Source organism: Ruegeria sp. CF2, from assembly GCF_056537385.1.
Window position 1 is genome coordinate 238,056 of record NZ_JBQFRL010000001.1, and the last position, 21,328, is coordinate 259,383.

The following is a 21,328-nucleotide window of genomic DNA, read 5'->3' on the forward strand; positions in this document are numbered from 1 at the left end:
TCAAGCAAAGATAGGTGAAGTTTACTCAGCTGAAGTAGATCATATTGGAAGTGCAATATGGAGCCAATGACATGACCCTGTCCCATTTTCGTGCAGAAATCCAAGCCGCCACTCACAATTCGACCCTGCGCGACGGGCTGATCGGAGAGAACGTTCTGATCCCGGGTCTGCATGGGGACGTGCCGCTTGTGTACGCGGACTACGTTGCCTCGGGCCGCGCCTTGCGGCAGGTCGAGGATTTTGTGGCCCAGCATGTGTTGCCTTTCTATGCGAACAGCCACACCGAGGCCTCCTATTGCGGTTCCTACATGACGCGACTGCGCCGCGAGGCGCGCGCGGAAATAGCCCGCATCGTTGGCGCGAGGGGAGATGACGCGGTGATCTTCACCGGGTCCGGTGCCACTGCGGGGCTCAACCGGCTGGTCAGTTTGATGGGAGTGCAAGAGGCTGACCGGCCGGTTGTCTTGATTGGTCCGTACGAGCACCATTCGAACATCCTGCCCTGGCGCGAGAGCAAGGCGCAGGTCATCGAGATCCCCGAAGGCCCCGAGGGCGGGCCGGACATGGCGGTGCTGGAACAGACGCTGATCGAGCATTCGGATTCGGATCTGGTGATCGGGTCATTCTCGGCGGCGTCGAATGTCACGGGCGTGATCACCGACCCTGATCCGGTGACGCGGCTGCTGAAACGGCACGGGGCGCGCGCGGTCTGGGATTATGCCGGGGGCGGGCCCTACCTGCCGATGGATATGGGGCCGGACGATGCGCGCAAGGATGCCATCGTCGTGTCTCTGCACAAGTTTCCGGGCGGGCCGGGGGCTTCGGGCGTTCTGATCGTGAACCGGGGCGCCGTGCGCCGCACCTGTCCTAGTTGGCCGGGCGGGGGCACGGTCAGCTTCGTTTCGCCCTGGCGCCACGACTACAGCACCGATCTGGCCACCCGCGAAGAGGCCGGAACCCCGAACGTGATCGGAGATATCCGCGCGGCGCTGGCCTTTATCGTCAAGGATGCCGTGGGTACCGACGAGATCGCCCGGCGCGAGGCGCTGTACAACCGCATGGCGCTGGATGGGTGGCGTGACAACCCGAACCTGACCCTGCTGGGGGTGGACCATCCTCACCGCCTGCCGATCTTTTCCTTCCTGGTGCGCGACAACACCGGGCAGCCGGTACACCAACAGCTGTTCACACGGATGCTCAGCGACATCTACGGCATTCAGGCGCGCGGCGGGTGTGCCTGCGCGGGCCCCTATGCGCATCGGCTGCTGGGCATCGACAAGGCGGCCTCCGAGGCGCTGCACGCGGCGTTGTCGGCCGGAGAAGAGATGAAGAAACCGGGTTGGGTGCGGCTGAACTTCTCGTACATGATGACCGAGGACACGGTTCAGTTCATCATCGACAGCGTCAACGACCTGTCGCGCCGTACGCAGGAATACGCCCCGTTCTACGCCGCCGATCCGGCAACCGCCCGCTTCAAGGCGGCGTGACGGAATTGCCGCTTTTCCCAAGGCTTTGAGACCTGTATGAGGGGCGCAACCAACGGAGCCCCTCATGAACAAGATCACCCCGCAACCCGGCATCATGGATATCGCGCTGTATCAGGGCGGCCAGTCGCATGTCGAGGGCGTGGAAAACGTCATCAAGCTGAGTTCCAACGAAAACCCTTTTGGCCCCAGCCCCAAGGCGATCGAAGCCGTGCGCGATAGCGCCACGTTGCTGCATCGCTATCCGGTGACCGATCACTACAACCTGCGCGCCGCGATCGGCGAGCGGCACGGGCTGGACCCCGACCGGATCATTTGTGGGGTGGGCAGCGACGAGGTGCTGCAATTCGTGGCCCAGGCCTATGCCGGGCCGGGGGACGAGGTGATCCATACCGAGCACGGCTTCTCGATGTACCCGATCATCGCCCGCATGGCCGGCGCGACCCCGGTCGAGGTGCCCGAGCGTGACCGCAAGGTCGATGTCGATGCGATCCTGGCCGCGGTGACCGACCGCACCCGGATCGTGTTCGTGACCAACCCGGGCAATCCGACCTCGACCATGATCTCGGACGCCGAACTGACGCGCCTGGCCGAGGGTCTGCCGCAGACCTGCCTGATGGTGCTGGATGGCGCCTATGCGGAATTCGTGCCGGGCTTTGACGGCGGCGCCGGTCTGGTGGATCGGTTCGACAACGTGATCATGACCCGGACCTTCTCGAAGATTTATGGGCTGGGCGGGATGCGGGTCGGCTGGGGTTATGCGCATCGCGAAATCATCGACGTGCTGAACCGCGTGCGCCAGCCCTTCAACCTGTCGCTGACGGCCATCGCCGCGGCCGAGGCCGCCGTGGCCGATGTGGAATATGTCGAGTTCTGCCGGGCCGAAAACGCCCGCCTGCGCGAATGGCTGTCGGCCGAGCTGGCCAGGATCGGCGTTCCGTCCGATCCGTCCTGCACCAATTTTATCCTCGCGCGGTTCGCGGATCAGGCCGAGGCCGAGGCCTGCGACGCCTATCTGCAATCGAAAGGTTTGATCGTGCGCCGGGTTGCGGGCTACAAGCTGCCCAACGCTCTGCGGATCACCGTGGGCGACGAAAAGGCCTGTCGCCGCGTGGTTGCGGCCATCACCGCGTTCAAAGGGGGCGCCGCATGAGCCAGATCTATGACCGCGTGGCGCTGATCGGGTTGGGTCTGATCGCCTCTTCGATGTACTGGGCGATCAAGCGCGCCGGCTTGGCGGGCGAGGTGACCGGCTATGCCCGGTCCGAGGCCACCCGCGACACTGCGCGGCGCATCGGTCTGTGCGACCGGGTCTGCGACACCGCGCAAGAGGCGGTCGAAGGTGCTGACCTGGTCGTGCTCTGCGTGCCGGTGGGCGCGATGGGCGCCGTCGCCAAGGACATCGCGCCGGTGCTCAAGCCCGGCGCAACCGTGTCGGATGTCGGTTCGGTCAAACGGCACGTCATTGAGGAGGTCGGCCCGCATATTCCTGAAGGCGTGCATTTCGTGCCCGCCCACCCGCTGGCCGGGACCGAGCATTCCGGCCCCGAATCCGGCTTTGCCGAGTTGTTCGACAACCGCTGGTGCCTGCTGGTTTCGGTCGAAGGCTCTGACCCCGAGGCCATCGCCCGCCTGCGCGCCTTGTGGGAGGGGATGGGGTCGAATGTCGACGAGATGGATGCCGATCACCACGATCTGGTTCTGGCCGTCACCAGCCACGCGCCGCACCTGATCGCCTATACGATGGTGGGCGTCGCCGACGACCTGCGGCGCGTCACCGACTCCGAGGTCATCAAGTACTCGGCCGCCGGTTTCCGTGATTTCACCCGGATCGCGGCCTCGGACCCGACCATGTGGCGCGACGTGTTCCTGACCAACAAGGATGCGACGCTGGAAATCCTCGGCCGTTTCACCGAAGAGCTGTTTGCCCTTCAGCGCGCGATCCGCAGGGGTGACGGCGAACAGTTGTTCGACTATTTCACCCGTACCCGCGCGATCCGACGCGGGATCATCGACGCGGGGCAGGATACAGATGCACCGGACTTCGGTCGTGTAAAGGCCAAGTCATGAAACTGATCAAACGCAAAGCCCTATCGATGGTTGCCGTGGTTTGGGCTGGCGCAGCCCTTGCTGCCGCCCCCGACACATCATTGGTTCCGGTTGCGCGGCCATCCCCGGCGGCAGAGCTGATGCAGGCCGCTTATGTCCCGGCAAGTCCGGAGACGCCGATCGCTGTGCCAGCGACGATGCGACCCGCGGTGCGGCCTGTATCCCCTCAGGTCTTGGCCGTGGCGGCACGCCCGGCCGACCTTCCGCTGCTTGGACCGGATACGTCGCTCAAACCCTATCTGCGGCCCGAGGCGTTGGAACAGCAAGTCCTGTTCAAAAAGCGAAAACTGCGCAAAGGATCGGTGTGCGGTGACATCGCCATTCAGGGCAAGGCCGTGGGCTCGGTTCCCGGCAAGATCAAAGCCTGCGGGATCAAGGATGCCGTCCAGATCACATCGGTGTCAGGCGTGGTTCTCAGCCGCCCATCGACGATGGATTGCGGCACGGCGATCGCATTGAACAAATGGGTCGACAAGGCCGTCAAACCGACGTTCAAACGGCGCGGTCCAGTTGTCGAATTGCAGGTTGCTGCGCACTACGCTTGCCGTACCCGGAACAACCGGAAAGGTGCCAGGATCTCGGAACACGGCAAGGGTCGGGCCATTGATATCTCGGGGTTCAAAATGGCCGATGGCGAGGTGGTGACGGTTCTGGACGGTTGGCGCAAGAACCCCTCGAAGAAGCAGCTGACCAAGATCTGGCGCGGGGCGTGCGGGCCCTTCGGCACGGTTCTTGGCCCGAATTCAGACCGCTATCATCAGAACCATTTTCACCTTGATACCGCCCGTTACCGCAGCGGACCCTACTGCCGCTAACGCAGGATCAGACGCGGGGCCGGGCCCAACGGCAACGGTCCCAAAGCCACGAACCCGTCGCGGAAATTCAGCTGCAGGTCCAGCGCGTTGGGGTTGCCCCCCAGACCGGCCAGCAGGTTCAACGCCCGCGTGACCGGATCAACGGCCTGATCGGGCAGGGCACCCGCAGCATTGGCCATGGCAATCATGTCGCGCCAGTTCTCGGCTTTTACCGCAATCTCGCCAACCGGAATGCCCTGTTCATCAACCTCCAGTTCGCCGGTTGCAAACAGACGCAATTCGCCCCATTGCACCTCGGCCAGATGCAGGTCGATCAACCGAGGTTGAGGGCGACGTTCTTCCAGCGCGGATCGGTCCCAGGTTTTGTCGAAGGTGACATTCATATCCAGTTCGAGTGTCTCGAAGGCTTGGGGCAGCGAAGCAGCCGTTCGCATCAGCGCGCGCAGGTCTTCACCGGGCGTGAAGGCATCCGAACTGACCCCGATCGCATAGCTCTCGGGCTGGGTGCCTTGTTCCATGACCAGGGCAAGTGACTGACCGGCAGCCATGTCGGTTCCGTCCTGAGTCACCGACCAGTTGCCCGATGTCAGGGCCATCTTCTCCAACTCCAGCGCGACGCCCGGACGCAGATTCAGTTCCGCCTGAAGGCTGTCGGCCAGGATGATTGCGGTCTGGTCGAAATAGGACAGCCGCTGCGGCGTATCCGCAAAGCGCAAGATCTGTCGTCCGGGCCAGATGGCGGGGCTTTCGAATTCGATCCAATCCGCGCTCCAGGCTGTGCCATTCACCGGATCGGCCAGCGCGACACTGTTCAAGCGGGTCACGTGGTGCAGCGGAAATCCGGCGATTTCCACGTCGGAATAGTCGGCCTGCCATCCAAGATCCTGCTGATGCGCGAACCAACCGGTGATGGCGCTGCGCAGCCCATACCCGGCTATGGCCCAATACCCGCCCCAGAGGATGGCCAGAAATATGAACACTCGTACCAATCGGCGCATCGCAAATGGCCCTTTTTCCTGCCTTGGAATTGATGTTTATAGGCCTAAACGGGCAAGGACCAGAACTATGACGATGTGGGTATTCGGATACGGGTCGCTGTTGTGGAATCCGGGCTTTCCGGTGGCCGGGCGAGAGCAGGCTACCCTTCACGGCTATGCGCGGTCATTTTGCATGCGGTCGATCCATCACCGCGGAACCGAAGAGAACCCCGGCCTTGTCCTGGCCTTGGACGAACACCCGGATGCCCATTGCAAGGGCTTGGCGCTGGCTGTCGAACCGGGCCATGAGGAACGCACCCTTGAGGAACTGCGCGAGCGCGAATTGATCTCGTCAGCCTATGTGGAGAAGATGCTGGATGTGCATCTGGACAGCGGCCAGACGGTGACGGCAGTGACATATGTGATCGATCCCGACCACGTGCAGTATTGCGGGGGCCTGCCGCTGGAGGAGCAGGCGCAAATCATCGCGCGGGCCGTGGGCGGCCGCGGCCCCAACCCCGAGTATCTTTACAATACCGCTGAACACCTGTTCGAGATCGGGTTGCGCGACCCGGATCTTGAGTGGTTGGCGCAACGGGTGCGCAGCCTGACCGCATAAACCCTTGGCCTTGCCACCAGATTTTCGATAGATTCGCCTCAGAGCAGGCAAAACCGGGAAAGACGCGCATGGCGCATGTACAGCAGGGCGCGAGACCGCATTTCTCGCAACCGATCCGTCAAATCGTGATGATGCTGATCGCCATCGGGCTGTCGGGCCTGGGCGTGTTCATGGCTCTGCCCTACGTGCTGCCGGTTTTTTATGCCAACCCCTATCTGAACGGATTCATCCTGCTGGTCTTCGTCATCGGCGTGGTGGCCTGTTTCTATCAGGTGACCCAGTTGATCGGTTCGGTTCGCTGGATCGAAGCGTTCGTGGGCGGCGTCGTGCGCGAAGATGCTCGTACACCGCAGCTGTTGGCGCCTTTGGCGTCGCTGCTTCGCGCACGCGGGGCGAAATCGCAGATCAGCTCGACATCGACCCGGTCGATCCTGGATTCGGTCGCGGAACGGGTCGAGGAAGAGCGGGAATTCACCCGTTACATCACCAACGTACTGATCTATCTGGGTCTTCTGGGCACATTCTTCGGCTTGGCAACAACGGTTCCTGCAATTGTCGACACCATTCGCAGCCTGAACCCGCAAGAGGGCGAAGAAGGCCTGGCCGTATTCAATCGTCTGATGAGTGGCCTCGAATCCCAGCTGCAAGGCATGGGCGTGGCGTTCGGGTCCTCCCTGTTGGGGCTTGCCGGATCGCTGATCGTGGGTTTGCTCGAACTATTCGCCGGCCACGGGCAGAACCGGTTCTACCGTGAGCTTGAGGAATGGCTGTCGTCGATCACGCGCGTCGGATTTGCCGCCGGAGATGAAGGCGGTGCGGAACTTGCGGTGCTGACCCCGGTCCTTGATTCCATGTCCGAGCAGATGGACGCGCTGCAGGACCTGTTCGCGGCCCAGGAGGCGGATCGCGCCGAGGTATCGGCCAAGCTGGGTGCATTGGTCGATGTCATCGCGGACATGAACCAGCGACAGGCGGAAAGCGAAGGGGTCACCGCCGCGCTTGAGCGGATCGCGTTGGGGCAGGACGCGCTGCTGGATCACATGCGTGAACATGGTGCGGGCGAGGGGATCGACGCCGAAAGCCGGATGCGGCTGCGGTCGATGGACGTGCAGCTTTTGCGCATTCTCGAAGAAATCTCGGCCGGTCGCCAGGACAGCATGAACGAACTGCGCAAGGATTTTGAGCTGCTGGTCAAGGCGCTGACGCTTCCGCGCGGGGCGGCGCGCCACACACCGGGCGGAGAATAACACATGGCCCTGTCTCGTCGAACCGGTCAGCGTTTCCAGGGCTCGGTCTGGCCCGGCTTCGTTGATGCGATCACGGGGCTGCTGATGGTCATGACCTTTGTGCTGACCATTTTCATGGTCGTGCAGTTCGTGCTGCGCGAAACCATCTCCGGGCAGGAAGATGAGCTGACGGCCCTGTCGGACGAGGTGGCCGCCCTTGCGGATGCCTTGGGCCTGGAAGAGCGCGAGAACAGCCGCCTGCAGGCCCGGTTGGGGGCACTGAACACGACGCTGTCGCAGGCCGAAGAGGATCTGAGCCAGGCGCAGGCCTTGATCTCGTCACTCACCTCGGAGCGTGACCAGCGCGCGGCCGATTTGGAAGAGGCGCAGACCCGTATTACAGGGTTCGAAGCGCAAGTTGCCGCGCTTTTGGCTGATCAGGCGCGCGCGCAGGGCGATATTGCCGAATTGGAATCCCAACGCGAGCAACTGCTGTCCGAGCAGGAGGCATTGAACCTTGCCTTGGCTCAAAGCCGGGCGGAGGTGGATGCCCAGGCCGAGGCAGCACGGCTGGCGGCTGCACGCCGCGAAGCGCTTGAGGCCTTGGTGGCCGACCTTGAGCAAGCGGACAGCGCGCGCGCGGCCCAGATCGCGGAATTGCAAAGCCAATTGTCCGAGGAGGAAGCCGCACGCGTCGCCGAGGCTGCTGCCGCTGAGGCGCTGCGCAACAGACTGCAGAATGCGGATGCCGAATTGACGGCCATGACCCTGGCACTAGAAGAGCAGCGCAAACAGGCCGAGGAAACACTGACACTGTTGGCCGCCGCTCAGACGGCCAAAGCCGAGCTTGAGCGGCAATTCGGTGAGTTGAATGACGAGGAGCTCAAGGCTCAGCTTGAAGCAGCCCTTGCGGCGCGAACCGAAGCCGAGGCCGAGGCCGAAAGCCAGCGGACGCTGGCCGAGCAACGTGACGCCTTGCTTGTCGTTGCCCGGGAAACGATCGCCACCGAAAAGGCTCTCTCTGCCAAGGCGCAACGCCAGACGGCCTTGTTGAACCAGCAGATCGCCGCATTGCGCGGCCAATTGGGGTCGTTGCAGGCGCTGCTGGATGACTACAAGGACAGGAATGCCGAGGCCGAGGTGCAAATTCAGACCCTTGGTCAAGACTTGAACGCGGCCCTTGCCCGGGCCGCTTCCGAAGAACGACGCCGCCGCCTGCTGGAAGAGGCCGAACGTGTCCGCCTGGAGGCCGAGGCCGAGAAACTGGCCGGCCAGAATCAGGAACTTACGGCACAGGCCGAAGATCTGCAGCGGTACCGCTCCGAGTTCTTTGGTCGCCTGCGCGACGTGTTGGGCAACCAGGAAGGCGTTCGGATCGAGGGCGACCGCTTCGTATTCTCGTCCGAGGTGCTGTTCCCACCCGGTTCGGCGGTTCTGTCCGAGGATGGCCGGCGCGAGGTCGCGAAAGTGGCGGGCATTCTGAGTGGGATTGCGGCGGACATTCCGCCCGAATTGAACTGGGTCATCCGGGTCGACGGTCACACGGACAATATCCCGCTGAACGGAACAGGACGGTATCGAGACAATTGGGAGCTCAGCCAAGGGCGGGCGCTGTCGGTCGTGCGCTACATGGTCGAACAGTTGGGCATTCCGCCGGAACGTCTGTCAGCAAACGGATTTGGAGAGTTTCAACCTGTCGATACGGCGGACACTCCGGAAGCGCGGGCAAAGAACCGTCGCATCGAATTGAAGCTGACCGAACGCTAAGCCAGTGTCAGCGCGGCCCGAAGCGGAAGCTGGGATCGGGTGTGCCCGCAAAACAGCGTGGAACAACCGGGTAGTCATCGGTCAGAAAATACGCGTAGGTGCCCGAAGGAAACTCGGTCGAAACGGTCATGGCGCCATTGCATTCATCGAGCGTTCCAACCCCCGCCACGAACTCGTAGTCTTCGTTGAACGTTCCATCATGTCGTCCGTCAGGAGCGGCGCCGCCCGGGCGCTGTCCGGCCTTCAGCCGGTAGGAAGAGGTCATTTGCGTGACCTTGCCGCCCACCAAACCGGTTCGGGCGTAAACCGGAAACCCGTCCGCCGCATAGCCGATCAACGGAGAGTGTTCTTTCGGTGACCAGCCCAGCATTTCGATCAGGCCGGTCGGAACCCCGTGGTAGTGATATTTTCCGTTTGGTTGGACATGTGCGAAATTGGCATCGAGTCCAAGGGCGATCGCGCCGCCCAAGGCATTGTAGGACCAGCCCGACCGGGGATCGCCGTGCCAGAATTCAGCGGCCAATGGGTCAAAGACGACCCCAGTCAGGGACACGCCAAAATTCCACCCCATGCGCAGAGGCGTCGAGGTTGCATTCGCCCTCGGAACGGCCGGCACGTTCAACTTGACCGACTGCTCGGCGATTTGATGGGGGTTGCCTTTGTTCGGAAAGCGACCGACCAGATGATTGGGGATGCCATTGCCGGTAATCGACAAGGCGCGGCCTTGTTCGGTGATCTCTGACCTGTTGACGCCTGGGTCGACGGTCGCCGGTTCTAGGTTCAACGGTTCCGCACGGGTTTCGTCATGAAAGCGAAACCGATGCTGGGCAGAGGCGATTACGCCGACGACCGAGGCCGCGAAGGCGATGCTCCAAATGACGGCGATTTTTCTGGACACTGCGCTGCTCCACTCCAAAGGCTTTGGTCTGAAACGTGGCGCGCAGCGGTTTCCGTCGCTGGGAACTTTCTTTTTGGCGAATACTGGCGGGAGAGGGGGGCGGTCTCTCAAGAAATCGCCCGGCAGAACTGACTGCCGGGCGACGAGACTTTTTTGATTGAACCGAGGTCTAGTCCGCGGTCAGCAGCGGCGGCTTGTCGCCCGAGATCCGCGGATTGTCGGGGCCGATAATCTCGAGATCCAGATCGCCTTTCTTGACCGAAACCCGCACAACACCGCCCTTGGCCAGCTTTCCGAACAGCAGTTCTTCGGCCAACGGTTTCTTGATGTGCTCCTGGATGACCCGGCCCAGAGGCCGTGCGCCCATCTTGTCGTCATAACCCTTGTCGGCCAGCCACTCGGCAGCTTTCGGGGTCAGATCGATGGTGACGCCACGATCCAGCAGTTGCGCCTCAAGCTGCAGGACGAATTTTTCGACCACCTGCAGGATGACCTCTTTGGGCAGCGGCGCGAACGAGATTACCGCGTCCAGACGGTTGCGGAATTCAGGGGTGAACATCCGTTCGATTGCGGCGGTATCTTCACCCTCACGCCGGTCGCGGGCAAAGCCGATAGCGGCCTTGGCCTGTTCCTGCGCGCCCGCGTTCGAGGTCATGATCAACACCACGTTGCGGAAGTTCACCGTCCGGCCGTTGTGATCGGTCAGCTCGCCGTGGTCCATCACCTGCAGCAGGATGTTGAACACATCCGGGTGCGCCTTCTCGATCTCGTCCAGCAGCAGCACGCAATGCGGGTGCTGGTCAACGCCGTCAGTCAGCAGTCCGCCCTGATCGAAGCCGACATAGCCCGGAGGCGCACCGATCAGACGGCTGACCGCGTGTTTCTCCATGTATTCCGACATGTCGAAGCGCAGCAGTTCCACGCCGAGTGTATCGGCCAGTTGCTTGGCGACCTCGGTTTTGCCCACACCGGTCGGGCCGGCGAACAGGTAGTTTCCGATCGGTTTTTCCGGCTCGCGCAGACCGGCCCGTGCCAGCTTGATTGCGCTGGACAGAGCCTCGATTGCCTGGTCCTGCCCGAACACCACCCGTTTCAACGAGTTCTCAAGGTCCTTCAGAACCTCGGCATCGTCCTTGGTGACATTCTTCGGCGGAATGCGCGCGATCTTGGCCACCACGGCCTCGATCTCCTTGACGCCGATGGTCTTGCGCCGCTTGCTTTCGGCCACAAGATGCTGGGCCGCACCGGCCTCGTCGATCACGTCGATCGCCTTATCAGGCAGTTTGCGGTCGTTGATGTAACGCGCAGACAGCTCGACCGCGGTCTTGATCGCGTCGGCGGTGTATTTGATGTCGTGATGCTCTTCGAAATAGGGCTTGAGACCGCGCAGGATCTTCACGCTGTCCTCGACCGAAGGCTCGTTCACGTCGATCTTCTGGAACCGACGCGACAGCGCACGGTCCTTCTCGAAGTGCTGGCGGAACTCCTTGTAGGTGGTCGAACCCATGGTGCGCAGCTTGCCGCCCTGCAACGCAGGCTTCAGCAGGTTCGAGGCATCCATGGCGCCGCCCGAAGTTGCACCCGCACCGATCACGGTGTGAATCTCATCAATGAACAGCACGGCGTCTGGGTGATCCTCAAGCTCGGTCACCACGGCCTTGAGCCGCTCTTCGAAGTCGCCGCGATAGCGCGTGCCGGCCAGCAATGCGCCCATGTCCAGCGAATAGATGGTGGTGTTGGCCAGAACGTCTGGCGCGTCGCCTTGGACGATCTTATAGGCCAAACCTTCGGCAATCGCCGTCTTGCCCACGCCCGGATCACCCACCAGCAGCGGGTTGTTCTTACGGCGGCGGCACAGAACCTGGATGCAGCGCTCGACCTCGTCGGCGCGACCGATCAGCGGATCGACGTCGCCGGCGCGGGATTTGGCGTTCAGGTCCACGCAATACTTGCCCAGCGCGCTTTCCTTCTGGTCGGCGTCACCGGAGGCGTTCTGCGCTTCCTCTTCACCCTGATCAGCGCCGGTTACCGGACGATTTTCACCAAATGCCGGGTCTTTGGCGACGCCGTGGGCGATGAAATTCACCGCGTCATACCGCGTCATGTCCTGCTCTTGCAGGAAATATGCCGCGTTGCTTTCCCGTTCGGCAAAGATGGCCACCAGAACATTTGCCCCGGTCACCTCGGTCCGGCCCGAGCTTTGCACATGGATCGCGGCGCGCTGGATAACACGCTGGAACGCAGCTGTCGGTACGGCTTCGGACCCGTCGATGTCTGTTACCAGATTGGACAGATCCTCGTCGATGAACTCGACCAGAGAGCTGCGCAATTCGTCCAGATCCACGCTGCACGCCTTCATGACGCGCACCGCATCGGGTTCTTCCAGCAGCGCCAGCAGCAGATGCTCCAGCGTTGCGAATTCATGACGCCGTTCGTTTGCAGCCGCCAGGGCCGCGTGAATGGCTTGTTCCAGTGTGCTCGAGAATGAAGGCACGCGGGTGCTCCTCTGTATTGGGCCGGAAGGGGTTCGAGTATTGGCCGGATCCCCATCCCAACCATGACCTCATACTATTAGAGTTTGGTTGATCATGGCGCGGCTTCAAGGGTTTTCTTTCACTTGACAGTCACATTTAACGTGACCGTGGCCGTGAAGAAGACCAATTAGGCATCAGAAGCGGTCTTTTCTACCCCGGATTTCGGCAAAAACGGCGACCGGGTCAGCCCCCACCATTCCAAGCTGTGCCTGAATCTTGGGATCAGTCGCGCGCAGGAACGGATTGGTCGCCTTTTCCACGCCCAGATTTGACGGCACGGTCGCGCGACCCTTTGCCCGTGCCTGATCGATCTCATGCACCCGTTGCTGCAGCGCTGTGTTGTCAGGATCGATGGTTACCGCAAATCGTGCGTTTGACTGGGTGTATTCGTGACCCGAGCAGACCGACGTCTCGTCGGGCAAAGCAGCGAGTTTCGAAAGCGAGGTCCACATTTGCGCTGCGTCTCCTTCGAACAAGCGGCCGCATCCCAGCGCCATCAGGCTGTCGGCCGTGAACACCACCGCGCTTTTGGGCATGTAATATGCCACATGTCCCACCGTATGCCCCGAGACATCCAGAACCTCGACGGGTTCGCCCCCAATCTCGAACCGGTCACCGTCAGTCACCTGTTTGTCGAGGGGAGGAAGTCGGTGAGCGTCGGCCGCCGCACCAATCACCTGTGCTGGGTGCTGCTCGAGGATGCCCGGCAAGCCGTCGACGTGATCCCAGTGGTGATGGGTCAGAAGGACATGGCTCAGGCGCCAGCCGCGTGCGGTCAATTCGGCCAGAATGGGTCCGGCCTCCGGAGCGTCGACCAGGGCTGTCTGTCCGCTTGCATGGTCATGCGCCAGAAAAGCATAGTTGTCGCTGAGACAGGGGATGGTGACGATCTCAAGAGGCATGGCCTTTTGCCCTTTCGTTGCTAGACTGCGCTTAGCTAAGCCGATCGACCGGGTATCTGCAATGCATCTTGATGTGCAGGATCTTAGGAACTTCTACTACCGCAGCACGCTGGGGCGTGCGGCGCAGGCTGCCATTCGTGGCCGGCTGATCGAGCTGTGGCCCGAGGCCAAGGGCCAGACGGTGGCCGGTTTCGGCTTTGCGGTGCCTCTGTTGCGCCCCTATCTTGCGGATGCGCGGCGTGTCATCGGCCTGATGCCCGGACCGCAAGGGGTGATGCCTTGGCCCGCTGGTATGCAGAACGTATCGGTGCTGACCGAGGAAACCCGGTGGCCGATCGAAACCGGTCATGTGGACAAGCTGGTGGTCATGCACGGGCTCGAGACCTCGGAACGACCCAGTCAATTGCTTGAAGAATGCTGGCGTGTTCTGGGGCCGGGTGGCCGGGCGGTGTTTGTCGTTCCCAATCGGGCCGGGCTTTGGTCCCGAACCGACCGAACGCCCTTCGGCTACGGACATCCGTATTCGGCAACCCAGCTTGAGAACCAGCTGCGAGCACATCATTTCGTGCCCGAGATGCACTGTTCCGCGCTTTACCTGCCGCCCTCGTTCCGGCGGTTCTGGCTGCGCTCGGGTGGGTTGATCGAAAAGACGGGGCAACGGATCCCGACCATCATGGCCGGTGGTGTTCTGATGGTCGAAGCCAGCAAGCTCGTGCGGCCACCAAGCGGCAGCGTGACCAAGGATGCCGAAAAGCGCCCCATCAAAGCGCTGGACGGATTGCTGAAGCCGGCGTGAACCGGCGCGCATCCACCAGCGCGGGATTCCCGGAAACATGAGGGAAAAAGGCCACAGGAATCGCAAAAACAGGCAACTTGGTAACATTTTTCACGCCGGCGAATGGGTTCAAACCGTCGCAGTTTCCGTAACCGATTGAAAAGAAAGATTTTGTGGATAAAGCTGAGCCCGGCATAACATATTGCTAGGTGGCTTAGGCTCTGCTACATCCCCGGTGATTTTGATCCCCGCCCTTTCAGGACGGGGTTTCCTCACGCCCCCGGTTCAGCTGCCGCACGCGAAATCGGGGCCCAAAATATCGGAAGGGTGGACGTGTCCGAACCAGCTTCGATTTCGACGGGCATAGCCAAACGCTATGCAACGGCGATCTTCGAGATCGCAAAAGAGAACAAGGACCTTGCAGGTCTGGAAACCGGCATCAATGACCTTTCGGCTGCATTGAGTGAAAGCGCGGACCTGCGCGAGGTGATCTCTTCGCCGCTGATCTCCCGGGCCGACCAGCAGGCGGCCATCACCGCCGTGGCCGACAAGATGGGCCTGCACCCGATCATGCGCAACACGCTGGCTCTGATGGCGCAGAAGCGCCGTCTGTTCGTGCTGCCGCAGCTGATCAAGGTTCTGCGCGAAATGCTGGCTGACGAGCGCGGCGAAGTGACTGCCGAAGTTGCCTCGGCCAAGGCGCTGACCAAGACCCAGCTGGAGAAACTGTCCAAGACACTGTCCGAGCGCGTAGGCAAGGACGTGACCATCAATGCGACCGTCGATGAAAGCCTCATCGGTGGTCTTGTCGTCAAAGTGGGCTCGCAGATGATCGACAGTTCGATCCGCTCCAAGCTCAACTCCCTACAGAATGCAATGAAAGAGGTCGGATAAATGGGTATCCAAGCCGCAGAGATTTCTGCAATCCTGAAAGACCAGATCAAGAATTTTGGTCAAGAAGCAGAGGTGGCCGAAATCGGCCGCGTGCTGAGCGTCGGTGACGGTATTGCCCGTGTTTACGGCCTGGACAATGTGCAGGCGGGTGAGATGGTCGAGTTCCCCGGCGGCATCATGGGCATGGCGCTGAACCTCGAAGCCGACAACGTCGGTGTCGTGATCTTCGGCTCGGACCGTGACATCAAGGAAGGTGACACTGTCAAGCGCACCAACTCGATCGTGGACGTTCCGGTTGGTGACGAACTGTTGGGCCGCGTTGTTGACGGTCTGGGCAACCCGCTGGACGGCAAGGGTCCGATCAATGCCAAGCAGCGCGGCGTCGCAGACGTCAAGGCGCCGGGCATCATCCCGCGTAAGTCGGTGCATGAGCCGATGGCGACCGGCCTGAAGTCGGTTGACGCGATGATCCCGATCGGCCGTGGCCAGCGTGAGCTGATCATCGGCGACCGTCAGACCGGCAAGACCGCTGTGGCTCTGGACACCATCCTGAACCAGAAGGTCTACAACGAAGCCGCTGGCGACGATGAATCGAAGAAGCTGTACTGCGTCTACGTGGCCATCGGCCAGAAGCGTTCGACCGTTGCTCAGCTGGTGAAGAAACTGGAAGAATCCGGCGCCATCGAATACTCGATCGTCGTGGCCGCAACCGCGTCCGACCCGGCGCCGATGCAGTTCCTGGCACCTTATGCCGCAACCGCGATGGCTGAATACTTCCGTGACAACGGCCGCCACGCTCTGATCATCTATGATGACCTGTCCAAGCAGGCCGTCGCCTATCGTCAGATGTCGCTGCTGCTGCGCCGTCCGCCGGGCCGCGAAGCCTATCCGGGTGACGTTTTCTACCTGCACTCGCGCCTGCTGGAGCGTTCGGCCAAGCTGAACGAAGACTTCGGCGCCGGTTCGCTGACCGCTCTGCCGGTCATTGAAACCCAGGGCGGCGACGTGTCGGCCTTTATTCCGACCAACGTGATCTCGATCACCGACGGCCAGATCTTCCTGGAAACCGAGCTGTTCTATCAGGGCATCCGCCCCGCCGTGAACACCGGTCTGTCGGTTTCGCGCGTGGGTTCGTCGGCTCAGACCAACGCGATGAAGTCGGTTGCTGGTCCGGTGAAACTGGAACTGGCCCAGTACCGCGAAATGGCTGCATTTGCGCAGTTCGGTTCGGACCTCGACGCCGCAACCCAGCAGTTGCTGAACCGCGGTGCGCGTCTGACCGAGCTGATGAAGCAGCCGCAGTACTCGCCGCTGACCAACGCGGAAATCGTCTGCGTGATCTTCGCCGGCACCAACGGCTATCTCGACAAGATCGACGTTTCGGACGTTGGCCGCTACGAAGCTGGTCTGCTGGCGCATCTGCGCGGCAAGCATGCCGATCTGCTGCAGTGGATCACCGACGAAGATCCCAAGATCAAGGGCGAGGCTGCCGACAAGATCAAGGCTGCGCTGGACGAATACGCCGCAACCTTCGCTTAAGGAGACGCGGCGATGCCAAGTCTAAAGGACCTTAAAAACAGGATCGAGTCGGTCAAATCGACCCGCAAGATCACCAAGGCCATGCAGATGGTCGCGGCTGCAAAACTGCGCCGCGCCCAAGAATCTGCCGAAGCCTCGCGCCCCTATGCCGAGCGGTTCAATGCCGTGATGGCGGGGCTGGCAGCATCGGTCGGGGGCAGCGACAGCGCCCCCAAGCTGCTGCGCGGCACCGGCAGCGACGATGTCCACCTTCTGGTCGTCATGACGGCCGAGCGTGGGCTCTGCGGCGGCTTCAACTCGAACATTTCCAAGCTGGCTCGCGCCAAGGCGGATGAGCTTCGCGGCAAGGGCAAAACGGTCAAGATCCTGACCGTCGGCAAGAAAGGTCGCGACGCACTCAAGCGTGAATATGGCGATCTGTTCGTCGGTCACATCGACCTGAGCGAGGTCAAGCGCATCGGCTATGCCAATGCGCAGGACATCGCAAAGGACATCCTGTCGCGTTTCGACGCGGGCGAGTTCGACGTTGCAACGATCTTCTACGCGAAGTTCCAGAACGTCGTGACCCAGATCCCGACGGCCCAGCAGATCATCCCCGCCTCGTTCGAGGAGACCGAAGGGGACGACAGCGGCGCCGTGTTCGATTACGAGCCCAGCGAAGAGGCCATTCTGGCCGAATTGCTGCCCAAAGGGGTCGCCACGGCGATCTTCTCGGCTCTGCTTGAAAACGGGGCCTCGGAACAGGGTGCACGGATGTCCGCGATGGACAACGCGACGCGCAACGCGGGCGAGATGATCGACAAGCTGACGATCCAGTTCAACCGCTCACGTCAGGCCGTGATCACCAACGAGCTGATTGAAATCATTTCCGGCGCCGAAGCGCTGTAGAGACAAACCGGAGACGAAACATGGCGAATGCAAAAGGCAAAGTCACACAGATCATCGGGGCCGTCGTCGACGTGCACTTCGAAGATCAGTTGCCTGAAATTCTGAACGCACTTGAAACTGAAAACAATGGCAAGCGCCTGGTGCTGGAAGTTGCCCAGCACTTGGGTGAAAACACCGTCCGGACCATCGCGATGGACGCGACCGAAGGTCTGGTCCGTGGCGCGGACGTTGTCGACACCGGCGCACCGATCTCGGTTCCGGTTGGCAACGCCACCCTGGGCCGCATCCTGAACGTTGTCGGCGAGCCGATCGACGAAAAGGGCCCGGTCGAAGCGACTGAAACCCGTGCCATCCACCAGCCCGCGCCCGAGTTCGACGAACAGTCGACCGAGTCGGAAATTCTGGTCACCGGCATTAAGGTGGTTGACCTGCTGGCGCCCTACGCCAAAGGCGGCAAGATCGGCCTGTTCGGCGGCGCCGGCGTGGGCAAGACCGTTCTGATCATGGAACTGATCAACAACATCGCGAAAGTGCACTCGGGCTTCTCGGTGTTCGCCGGTGTTGGTGAACGGACCCGTGAAGGCAACGACCTGTACCACGAGATGATCGAATCGAACGTCATCAAGCCCGACAACCTGTCGGAAAGCCAGGTGGCCCTGGTCTACGGTCAGATGAACGAACCTCCGGGAGCGCGTGCCCGTGTTGCTCTGACCGGTCTGACCCTGGCCGAGCAGTTCCGCGACCAGTCCGGTACCGACGTTCTGTTCTTCGTCGACAACATCTTCCGCTTCACGCAGGCGGGCTCCGAGGTGTCGGCTCTGCTGGGTCGTATTCCTTCGGCGGTGGGCTACCAGCCGACGCTGGCCACCGACATGGGCGCCCTGCAGGAACGCATCACCTCGACCAAGAAGGGCTCGATCACCTCGGTGCAGGCGATCTACGTGCCTGCGGACGACCTGACCGACCCCGCGCCGGCAACTTCGTTCGCGCACCTCGACGCAACCACCGTTCTGAACCGTGCGATCTCGGAAAAGGGTATCTACCCGGCCGTGGACCCGCTCGACTCTACCTCGCGCCTGCTTGATCCCGCCATCGTCGGCGAGCGTCACTACAAGGTTGCGACCGACGTTCAGCAGATCCTCCAGCGCTACAAGTCGCTGCAGGACATCATCGCCATCCTCGGCATGGACGAACTGTCGGAAGAGGACAAGTTGACCGTGGCCCGCGCCCGCAAGATCGAGCGCTTCCTGTCGCAGCCGTTCGACGTGGCCGAAGTCTTCACCGGTTCGCCGGGTGTGCAGGTTCCGCTGGAAGTCACCATCGACTCGTTCGAGCGTGTCGTGGCCGGCGAATTCGACCACCTGCCCGAAGCGGCCTTCCTGATGGTTGGTGGCATCGACGAAGTGATCGCCAAAGCCGAGAAGATGGCCGCAGCTGCTGCCTAAGGAGTATCCCCGATGGCAAACACGATGCAATTCGACCTCGTCAGCCCGGAGCGGAGCCTTGCTTCGCTTCAGGCCAGCGCGGTCCAGATTCCCGGTGCGGACGGGGACATGACGGCAATGCCCGATCATGCCCCCACCATCACCACGCTGCGTCCGGGCATCCTGAAGGTCGAAGCGCCCGAAGGGTCCAGCGAATACCTGGTCACCGGCGGGTTTGCCCAGATCAACGGAGATGCCCTGTCGGTATTGGCCGAAAAGGCTATCCCGGTTGACGAAGTGACCCGCACCCATCTGGACGAGCTGATTGCCGAGGCGCGTGCCTCGCACGAGGCGGCGAAGGAAAACGGCGAACAGACCATTGTCGACGAGGCAGCCAAGCTGCTGGCCGACATGGAAGCGCTGGGAACCCACATGAGCCTGTAACGGCTGATGCACTGTCAGAATTGAAAACGGCCCTGCTGCTGCGGGGCCGTTTTTTTGTCGTGATTTCGCCGAAAGGTCAGGATAACCTGCGGAAATTCATAGGAAATGATGCGCAATGAAGAAATTCTTGACCCACCCCATCGGAATTGACCGAGGTGAAGAGGTTCTGTTCTCGGAATTCGCAGATGGCGGAGACATGTGGACGGGCGAGGGGCCGCGGGAACGACGCCGGCCCGTCACCTTCAGCCAACCCTTCCGCACCCCGCCCGTCGTGCAGATTGGAGTGTCCTTGTGGGATGTCGATACCTCATCGGCCTTACGCGCCGAGCTGCTGTCCGAGAATGTTACAACCACGGGCTTTGATGCGGTGTTTCGGACCTGGTCGGACACCCGTATCGCCCGGATCCGTGTGGCATGGACCGCGATCGGGGAAGTTGCCCACGAGGACGACTGGGACATCTCCTGACCCGCCGTTCCCAGCGGCCCCCCCCGTAATGATTTAGGGTTCGATCATTGCCACGCGTTTCGCGTGCCGACCGCCTTCGAATTCGGTGCTCAGAAAGGCATCGACAATATCCAGCGCCAATCCAGTGCCAACAACACGCGCGCCGATAGACAGCATGTTGGCGTCATTGTGCTGGCGGATCATGCGGGCGGAGAACGTATCCGAACAGACGCCGCAGCGGATGCCGGGAACCTTGTTTGCAGCCATCATGATACCTTGCCCCGTGCCGCACAGGATAATGCCCAATTGGCACTCGCCCGAGACGACGGCCTCGGCGGCGGCCTTGCCGTGCTTGGGGTAATCCGTGCTTTCGGGGCTGTCAGGGCCGAGATCCAGAACGTCCCAGCCTTGTGCCGCTGCAAAAGCGGCAACTTCCTTGCGCAGGTCGATGGCAGCGTGATCGCTGGAAAGAACCAGACGTTTATTGGCGGTCATGGGAATGGCTTTCCGGTTTCTTCAGTCTGTGTGGTACAGGGATTCGTAGATCGGGATCAGGGTCTTGTCTTCGAACAGCGACGACACTGATGTGCCCTGCCAGATGTTCAGAATGGCCTGTGTGAAGATCGGGGCCGTCGGCACCGTGCGGATATTCTTGGCCTTCTTGATGTCTTCGGTCGGCATGATCGTGTCGGTCAAAACAAGCGATTTCATCACCGAGTTCGAGACGCGTTCAACGGCCGGACCGCTCATGACGCCATGAGTGATATATGAGTGAACCTCGCGTGCGCCGTTGTCTATCAGCACCTGCGCCGCCTTGCACAGCGTACCGGCCGTGTCGCAAATGTCGTCGACGATCAGGCAGATCTTGTCCTTCACGTCGCCGATCACGGTCATCTCGGCCACTTCCCCGGCTTTTTCACGCCGTTTGTCGACGATCGACAGAGGAGCGCTGATCCGCTTGGCCAGCTCGCGGGCACGAGCCACACCGCCGACGTCCGGCGAAACCACCATCAGGTCGTCCATCTGGTCGCGGAACTGGTCCTTCACGTCCAGCGCAAAGATCGGAGAGGCATACAGGTTGTCGACCGGCATGTCGAAAAACCCTTGGATCTGTGCCGCATGCAGATCCATCGTCAGGATGCGTTCGATCCCGGCGCCGGTCAGCATGTTGGCCACCAGCTTGGCGCTGATCGGGGTGCGCGCCTTGGTGCGGCGATCCTGGCGGGCATATCCGAAATAGGGGATAACCGCGGTGATCCGCGCCGCCGACGATCGGCGCAGCGCATCGGCGATGATCAGTAGCTCCATCAGGTTGTCATTGGCCGGGTTCGAGGTGGGCTGGATGATGAACATGTCCTCGCCCCGGACGTTCTCGAAAACCTCGACAAAGATCTCGCCATCGTTGAACCGTTCGACCCGCGCATCGACCAGACGCTGGTTGACGCCGCGGTGCAGGCTCATGCGGCGCGCGATGGTTTCGGCAAGCGGAAGGTTTGCGTTCCCAGCAATAAGCTTGGGTTCGTGATGTGTCGGCATCGGCTGAGGTCCCCGGGCAGCAGTGGCAATGTGACAGATTCGTGATGTTGAC

The 21,328-nt window shown here is 61.6% G+C and carries 20 protein-coding genes; 14 read left to right on the forward strand and 6 right to left on the reverse strand.

What is annotated here, in order from left to right; genetic code table 11:
- The first annotated feature begins 71 nt into the window (after positions 1 to 71).
- The 4 genes from ACR0IR_RS01140 (at position 72) to ACR0IR_RS01155 (ending at position 4,408) form a co-directional block, all read left to right on the forward strand.
- A complete protein-coding gene (locus ACR0IR_RS01140) occupies positions 72 to 1,487 on the forward strand; it encodes an aminotransferase class V-fold PLP-dependent enzyme (RefSeq protein ID WP_170364864.1) in 1,416 nt (471 codons plus the stop codon).
- A gap of 64 nt (positions 1,488 to 1,551) precedes the next feature.
- Positions 1,552 to 2,637: a histidinol-phosphate transaminase gene (gene hisC / locus ACR0IR_RS01145; protein WP_170364862.1), complete on the forward strand. Its 1,086-nt coding sequence runs from the start codon at positions 1,552 to 1,554 to the stop codon at positions 2,635 to 2,637.
- Entirely contained in the window at positions 2,634 to 3,554 is a 921-nt protein-coding gene (locus ACR0IR_RS01150) for a prephenate/arogenate dehydrogenase family protein (RefSeq protein ID WP_170364860.1), read from the forward strand. Before hisC ends, ACR0IR_RS01150 begins: the two co-directional genes overlap by 4 nt.
- Entirely contained in the window at positions 3,551 to 4,408 is an 858-nt protein-coding gene (locus ACR0IR_RS01155; protein ID WP_170364858.1) for an extensin-like domain-containing protein, read from the forward strand. Before ACR0IR_RS01150 ends, ACR0IR_RS01155 begins: the two co-directional genes overlap by 4 nt.
- On the opposite strand, the gene ACR0IR_RS01160 is transcribed toward ACR0IR_RS01155, so the two are convergent.
- Positions 4,405 to 5,406 carry a DUF2125 domain-containing protein gene (locus tag ACR0IR_RS01160; RefSeq protein ID WP_170339936.1) on the reverse strand — a complete coding sequence of 334 codons (1,002 nt, stop codon included), beginning with the start codon at positions 5,404 to 5,406 and terminating at the stop codon, positions 4,405 to 4,407. The two genes, ACR0IR_RS01155 and ACR0IR_RS01160, sit on opposite strands and share 4 nt — an antisense overlap.
- Positions 5,407 to 5,473: 67 nt before the next feature.
- Between ACR0IR_RS01160 and ACR0IR_RS01165 the strand changes: the two genes are divergently transcribed.
- The 3 genes from ACR0IR_RS01165 (at position 5,474) to ACR0IR_RS01175 (ending at position 8,997) form a co-directional block, all read left to right on the forward strand.
- The gene (locus ACR0IR_RS01165; RefSeq protein ID WP_170364856.1) at positions 5,474 to 6,004 is read left to right on the forward strand and encodes a gamma-glutamylcyclotransferase; all 531 of its coding nucleotides are present in this window, start codon (positions 5,474 to 5,476) and stop codon (positions 6,002 to 6,004) included.
- A gap of 68 nt (positions 6,005 to 6,072) precedes the next feature.
- Positions 6,073 to 7,251 (forward strand): biopolymer transporter ExbB, encoded by a 1,179-nt coding sequence (locus ACR0IR_RS01170; RefSeq protein WP_170364854.1) that lies wholly within the window; start codon positions 6,073 to 6,075, stop codon positions 7,249 to 7,251.
- A 3-nt stretch (positions 7,252 to 7,254) separates the two neighbouring features.
- Complete coding sequence (locus tag ACR0IR_RS01175; RefSeq protein ID WP_170364852.1) at positions 7,255 to 8,997, forward strand: peptidoglycan -binding protein; 1,743 nt, start codon at positions 7,255 to 7,257, stop codon at positions 8,995 to 8,997.
- 7 nt (positions 8,998 to 9,004) lie between these two features.
- On the opposite strand, the gene ACR0IR_RS01180 is transcribed toward ACR0IR_RS01175, so the two are convergent.
- From ACR0IR_RS01180 to gloB, 3 genes are all read right to left on the reverse strand, one after another.
- Positions 9,005 to 9,895, reverse strand: a complete 891-nt coding sequence (locus tag ACR0IR_RS01180; protein WP_170364850.1) for a YHYH protein — start codon at positions 9,893 to 9,895, stop codon at positions 9,005 to 9,007.
- 169 nt (positions 9,896 to 10,064) lie between these two features.
- Positions 10,065 to 12,389: an ATP-dependent Clp protease ATP-binding subunit ClpA gene (gene clpA / locus ACR0IR_RS01185; protein WP_170364848.1), complete on the reverse strand. Its 2,325-nt coding sequence runs from the start codon at positions 12,387 to 12,389 to the stop codon at positions 10,065 to 10,067.
- A gap of 174 nt (positions 12,390 to 12,563) precedes the next feature.
- Positions 12,564 to 13,331, reverse strand: a complete 768-nt coding sequence (gene gloB, locus ACR0IR_RS01190; RefSeq protein ID WP_170364846.1) for a hydroxyacylglutathione hydrolase — start codon at positions 13,329 to 13,331, stop codon at positions 12,564 to 12,566.
- 61 nt (positions 13,332 to 13,392) lie between these two features.
- Between gloB and ACR0IR_RS01195 the strand changes: the two genes are divergently transcribed.
- From ACR0IR_RS01195 to ACR0IR_RS01225, 7 genes are all read left to right on the forward strand, one after another.
- Positions 13,393 to 14,127, forward strand: a complete 735-nt coding sequence (locus ACR0IR_RS01195; RefSeq protein WP_170339950.1) for a class I SAM-dependent methyltransferase — start codon at positions 13,393 to 13,395, stop codon at positions 14,125 to 14,127.
- A 312-nt stretch (positions 14,128 to 14,439) separates the two neighbouring features.
- Positions 14,440 to 15,000, forward strand: coding sequence for a F0F1 ATP synthase subunit delta (locus tag ACR0IR_RS01200; protein ID WP_093965027.1), 561 nt, complete (start codon positions 14,440 to 14,442; stop codon positions 14,998 to 15,000).
- Positions 15,001 to 16,539: a F0F1 ATP synthase subunit alpha gene (gene atpA / locus ACR0IR_RS01205; RefSeq protein ID WP_170339951.1), complete on the forward strand. Its 1,539-nt coding sequence runs from the start codon at positions 15,001 to 15,003 to the stop codon at positions 16,537 to 16,539.
- Positions 16,540 to 16,551: 12 nt separating this feature from the next.
- On the forward strand, positions 16,552 to 17,427 hold the full coding sequence (locus ACR0IR_RS01210; RefSeq protein ID WP_170339953.1) for a F0F1 ATP synthase subunit gamma: 876 nt from the start codon (positions 16,552 to 16,554) through the stop codon (positions 17,425 to 17,427).
- Positions 17,428 to 17,447: 20 nt separating this feature from the next.
- Entirely contained in the window at positions 17,448 to 18,872 is a 1,425-nt protein-coding gene (gene atpD, locus ACR0IR_RS01215) for a F0F1 ATP synthase subunit beta (RefSeq protein WP_093964636.1), read from the forward strand.
- Between the two features lie 12 nt (positions 18,873 to 18,884).
- Positions 18,885 to 19,295, forward strand: coding sequence for a F0F1 ATP synthase subunit epsilon (locus tag ACR0IR_RS01220; protein WP_149776434.1), 411 nt, complete (start codon positions 18,885 to 18,887; stop codon positions 19,293 to 19,295).
- Between the two features lie 115 nt (positions 19,296 to 19,410).
- A complete protein-coding gene (locus ACR0IR_RS01225; RefSeq protein WP_093964638.1) occupies positions 19,411 to 19,761 on the forward strand; it encodes an H-type lectin domain-containing protein in 351 nt (116 codons plus the stop codon).
- A gap of 33 nt (positions 19,762 to 19,794) precedes the next feature.
- On the opposite strand, the gene rpiB is transcribed toward ACR0IR_RS01225, so the two are convergent.
- Together rpiB and ACR0IR_RS01235 are read right to left on the reverse strand one after the other, a co-directional pair.
- Positions 19,795 to 20,235 carry a ribose 5-phosphate isomerase B gene (gene rpiB, locus ACR0IR_RS01230; RefSeq protein ID WP_170364844.1) on the reverse strand — a complete coding sequence of 147 codons (441 nt, stop codon included), beginning with the start codon at positions 20,233 to 20,235 and terminating at the stop codon, positions 19,795 to 19,797.
- Positions 20,236 to 20,256: 21 nt separating this feature from the next.
- Positions 20,257 to 21,276 carry a ribose-phosphate pyrophosphokinase gene (locus tag ACR0IR_RS01235; RefSeq protein ID WP_093964640.1) on the reverse strand — a complete coding sequence of 340 codons (1,020 nt, stop codon included), beginning with the start codon at positions 21,274 to 21,276 and terminating at the stop codon, positions 20,257 to 20,259.
- Positions 21,277 to 21,328: the final 52 nt, after the last annotated feature.

What these genes read in the sequence shown, in the direction of transcription:
- ACR0IR_RS01140 (WP_170364864.1), top strand. Translation starts at nt 72, where the DNA reads ATGACCCTGTCCCATTTTCGTGCAGAAATCCAAGCCGCCACTCACAAT.
- hisC (WP_170364862.1), top strand. Translation starts at nt 1,552, where the DNA reads ATGAACAAGATCACCCCGCAACCCGGCATCATGGATATCGCGCTGTAT.
- ACR0IR_RS01150 (WP_170364860.1), top strand. Translation starts at nt 2,634, where the DNA reads ATGAGCCAGATCTATGACCGCGTGGCGCTGATCGGGTTGGGTCTGATC.
- ACR0IR_RS01155 (WP_170364858.1), top strand. Translation starts at nt 3,551, where the DNA reads ATGAAACTGATCAAACGCAAAGCCCTATCGATGGTTGCCGTGGTTTGG.
- ACR0IR_RS01160 (WP_170339936.1), bottom strand. Translation starts at nt 5,406, where the DNA reads ATGCGCCGATTGGTACGAGTGTTCATATTTCTGGCCATCCTCTGGGGC.
- ACR0IR_RS01165 (WP_170364856.1), top strand. Translation starts at nt 5,474, where the DNA reads ATGACGATGTGGGTATTCGGATACGGGTCGCTGTTGTGGAATCCGGGC.
- ACR0IR_RS01170 (WP_170364854.1), top strand. Translation starts at nt 6,073, where the DNA reads ATGGCGCATGTACAGCAGGGCGCGAGACCGCATTTCTCGCAACCGATC.
- ACR0IR_RS01175 (WP_170364852.1), top strand. Translation starts at nt 7,255, where the DNA reads ATGGCCCTGTCTCGTCGAACCGGTCAGCGTTTCCAGGGCTCGGTCTGG.
- gloB (WP_170364846.1), bottom strand. Translation starts at nt 13,331, where the DNA reads ATGCCTCTTGAGATCGTCACCATCCCCTGTCTCAGCGACAACTATGCT.
- ACR0IR_RS01195 (WP_170339950.1), top strand. Translation starts at nt 13,393, where the DNA reads ATGCATCTTGATGTGCAGGATCTTAGGAACTTCTACTACCGCAGCACG.
- atpA (WP_170339951.1), top strand. Translation starts at nt 15,001, where the DNA reads ATGGGTATCCAAGCCGCAGAGATTTCTGCAATCCTGAAAGACCAGATC.
- ACR0IR_RS01210 (WP_170339953.1), top strand. Translation starts at nt 16,552, where the DNA reads ATGCCAAGTCTAAAGGACCTTAAAAACAGGATCGAGTCGGTCAAATCG.
- atpD (WP_093964636.1), top strand. Translation starts at nt 17,448, where the DNA reads ATGGCGAATGCAAAAGGCAAAGTCACACAGATCATCGGGGCCGTCGTC.
- ACR0IR_RS01220 (WP_149776434.1), top strand. Translation starts at nt 18,885, where the DNA reads ATGGCAAACACGATGCAATTCGACCTCGTCAGCCCGGAGCGGAGCCTT.
- ACR0IR_RS01225 (WP_093964638.1), top strand. Translation starts at nt 19,411, where the DNA reads ATGAAGAAATTCTTGACCCACCCCATCGGAATTGACCGAGGTGAAGAG.
- rpiB (WP_170364844.1), bottom strand. Translation starts at nt 20,235, where the DNA reads ATGACCGCCAATAAACGTCTGGTTCTTTCCAGCGATCACGCTGCCATC.
- ACR0IR_RS01235 (WP_093964640.1), bottom strand. Translation starts at nt 21,276, where the DNA reads ATGCCGACACATCACGAACCCAAGCTTATTGCTGGGAACGCAAACCTT.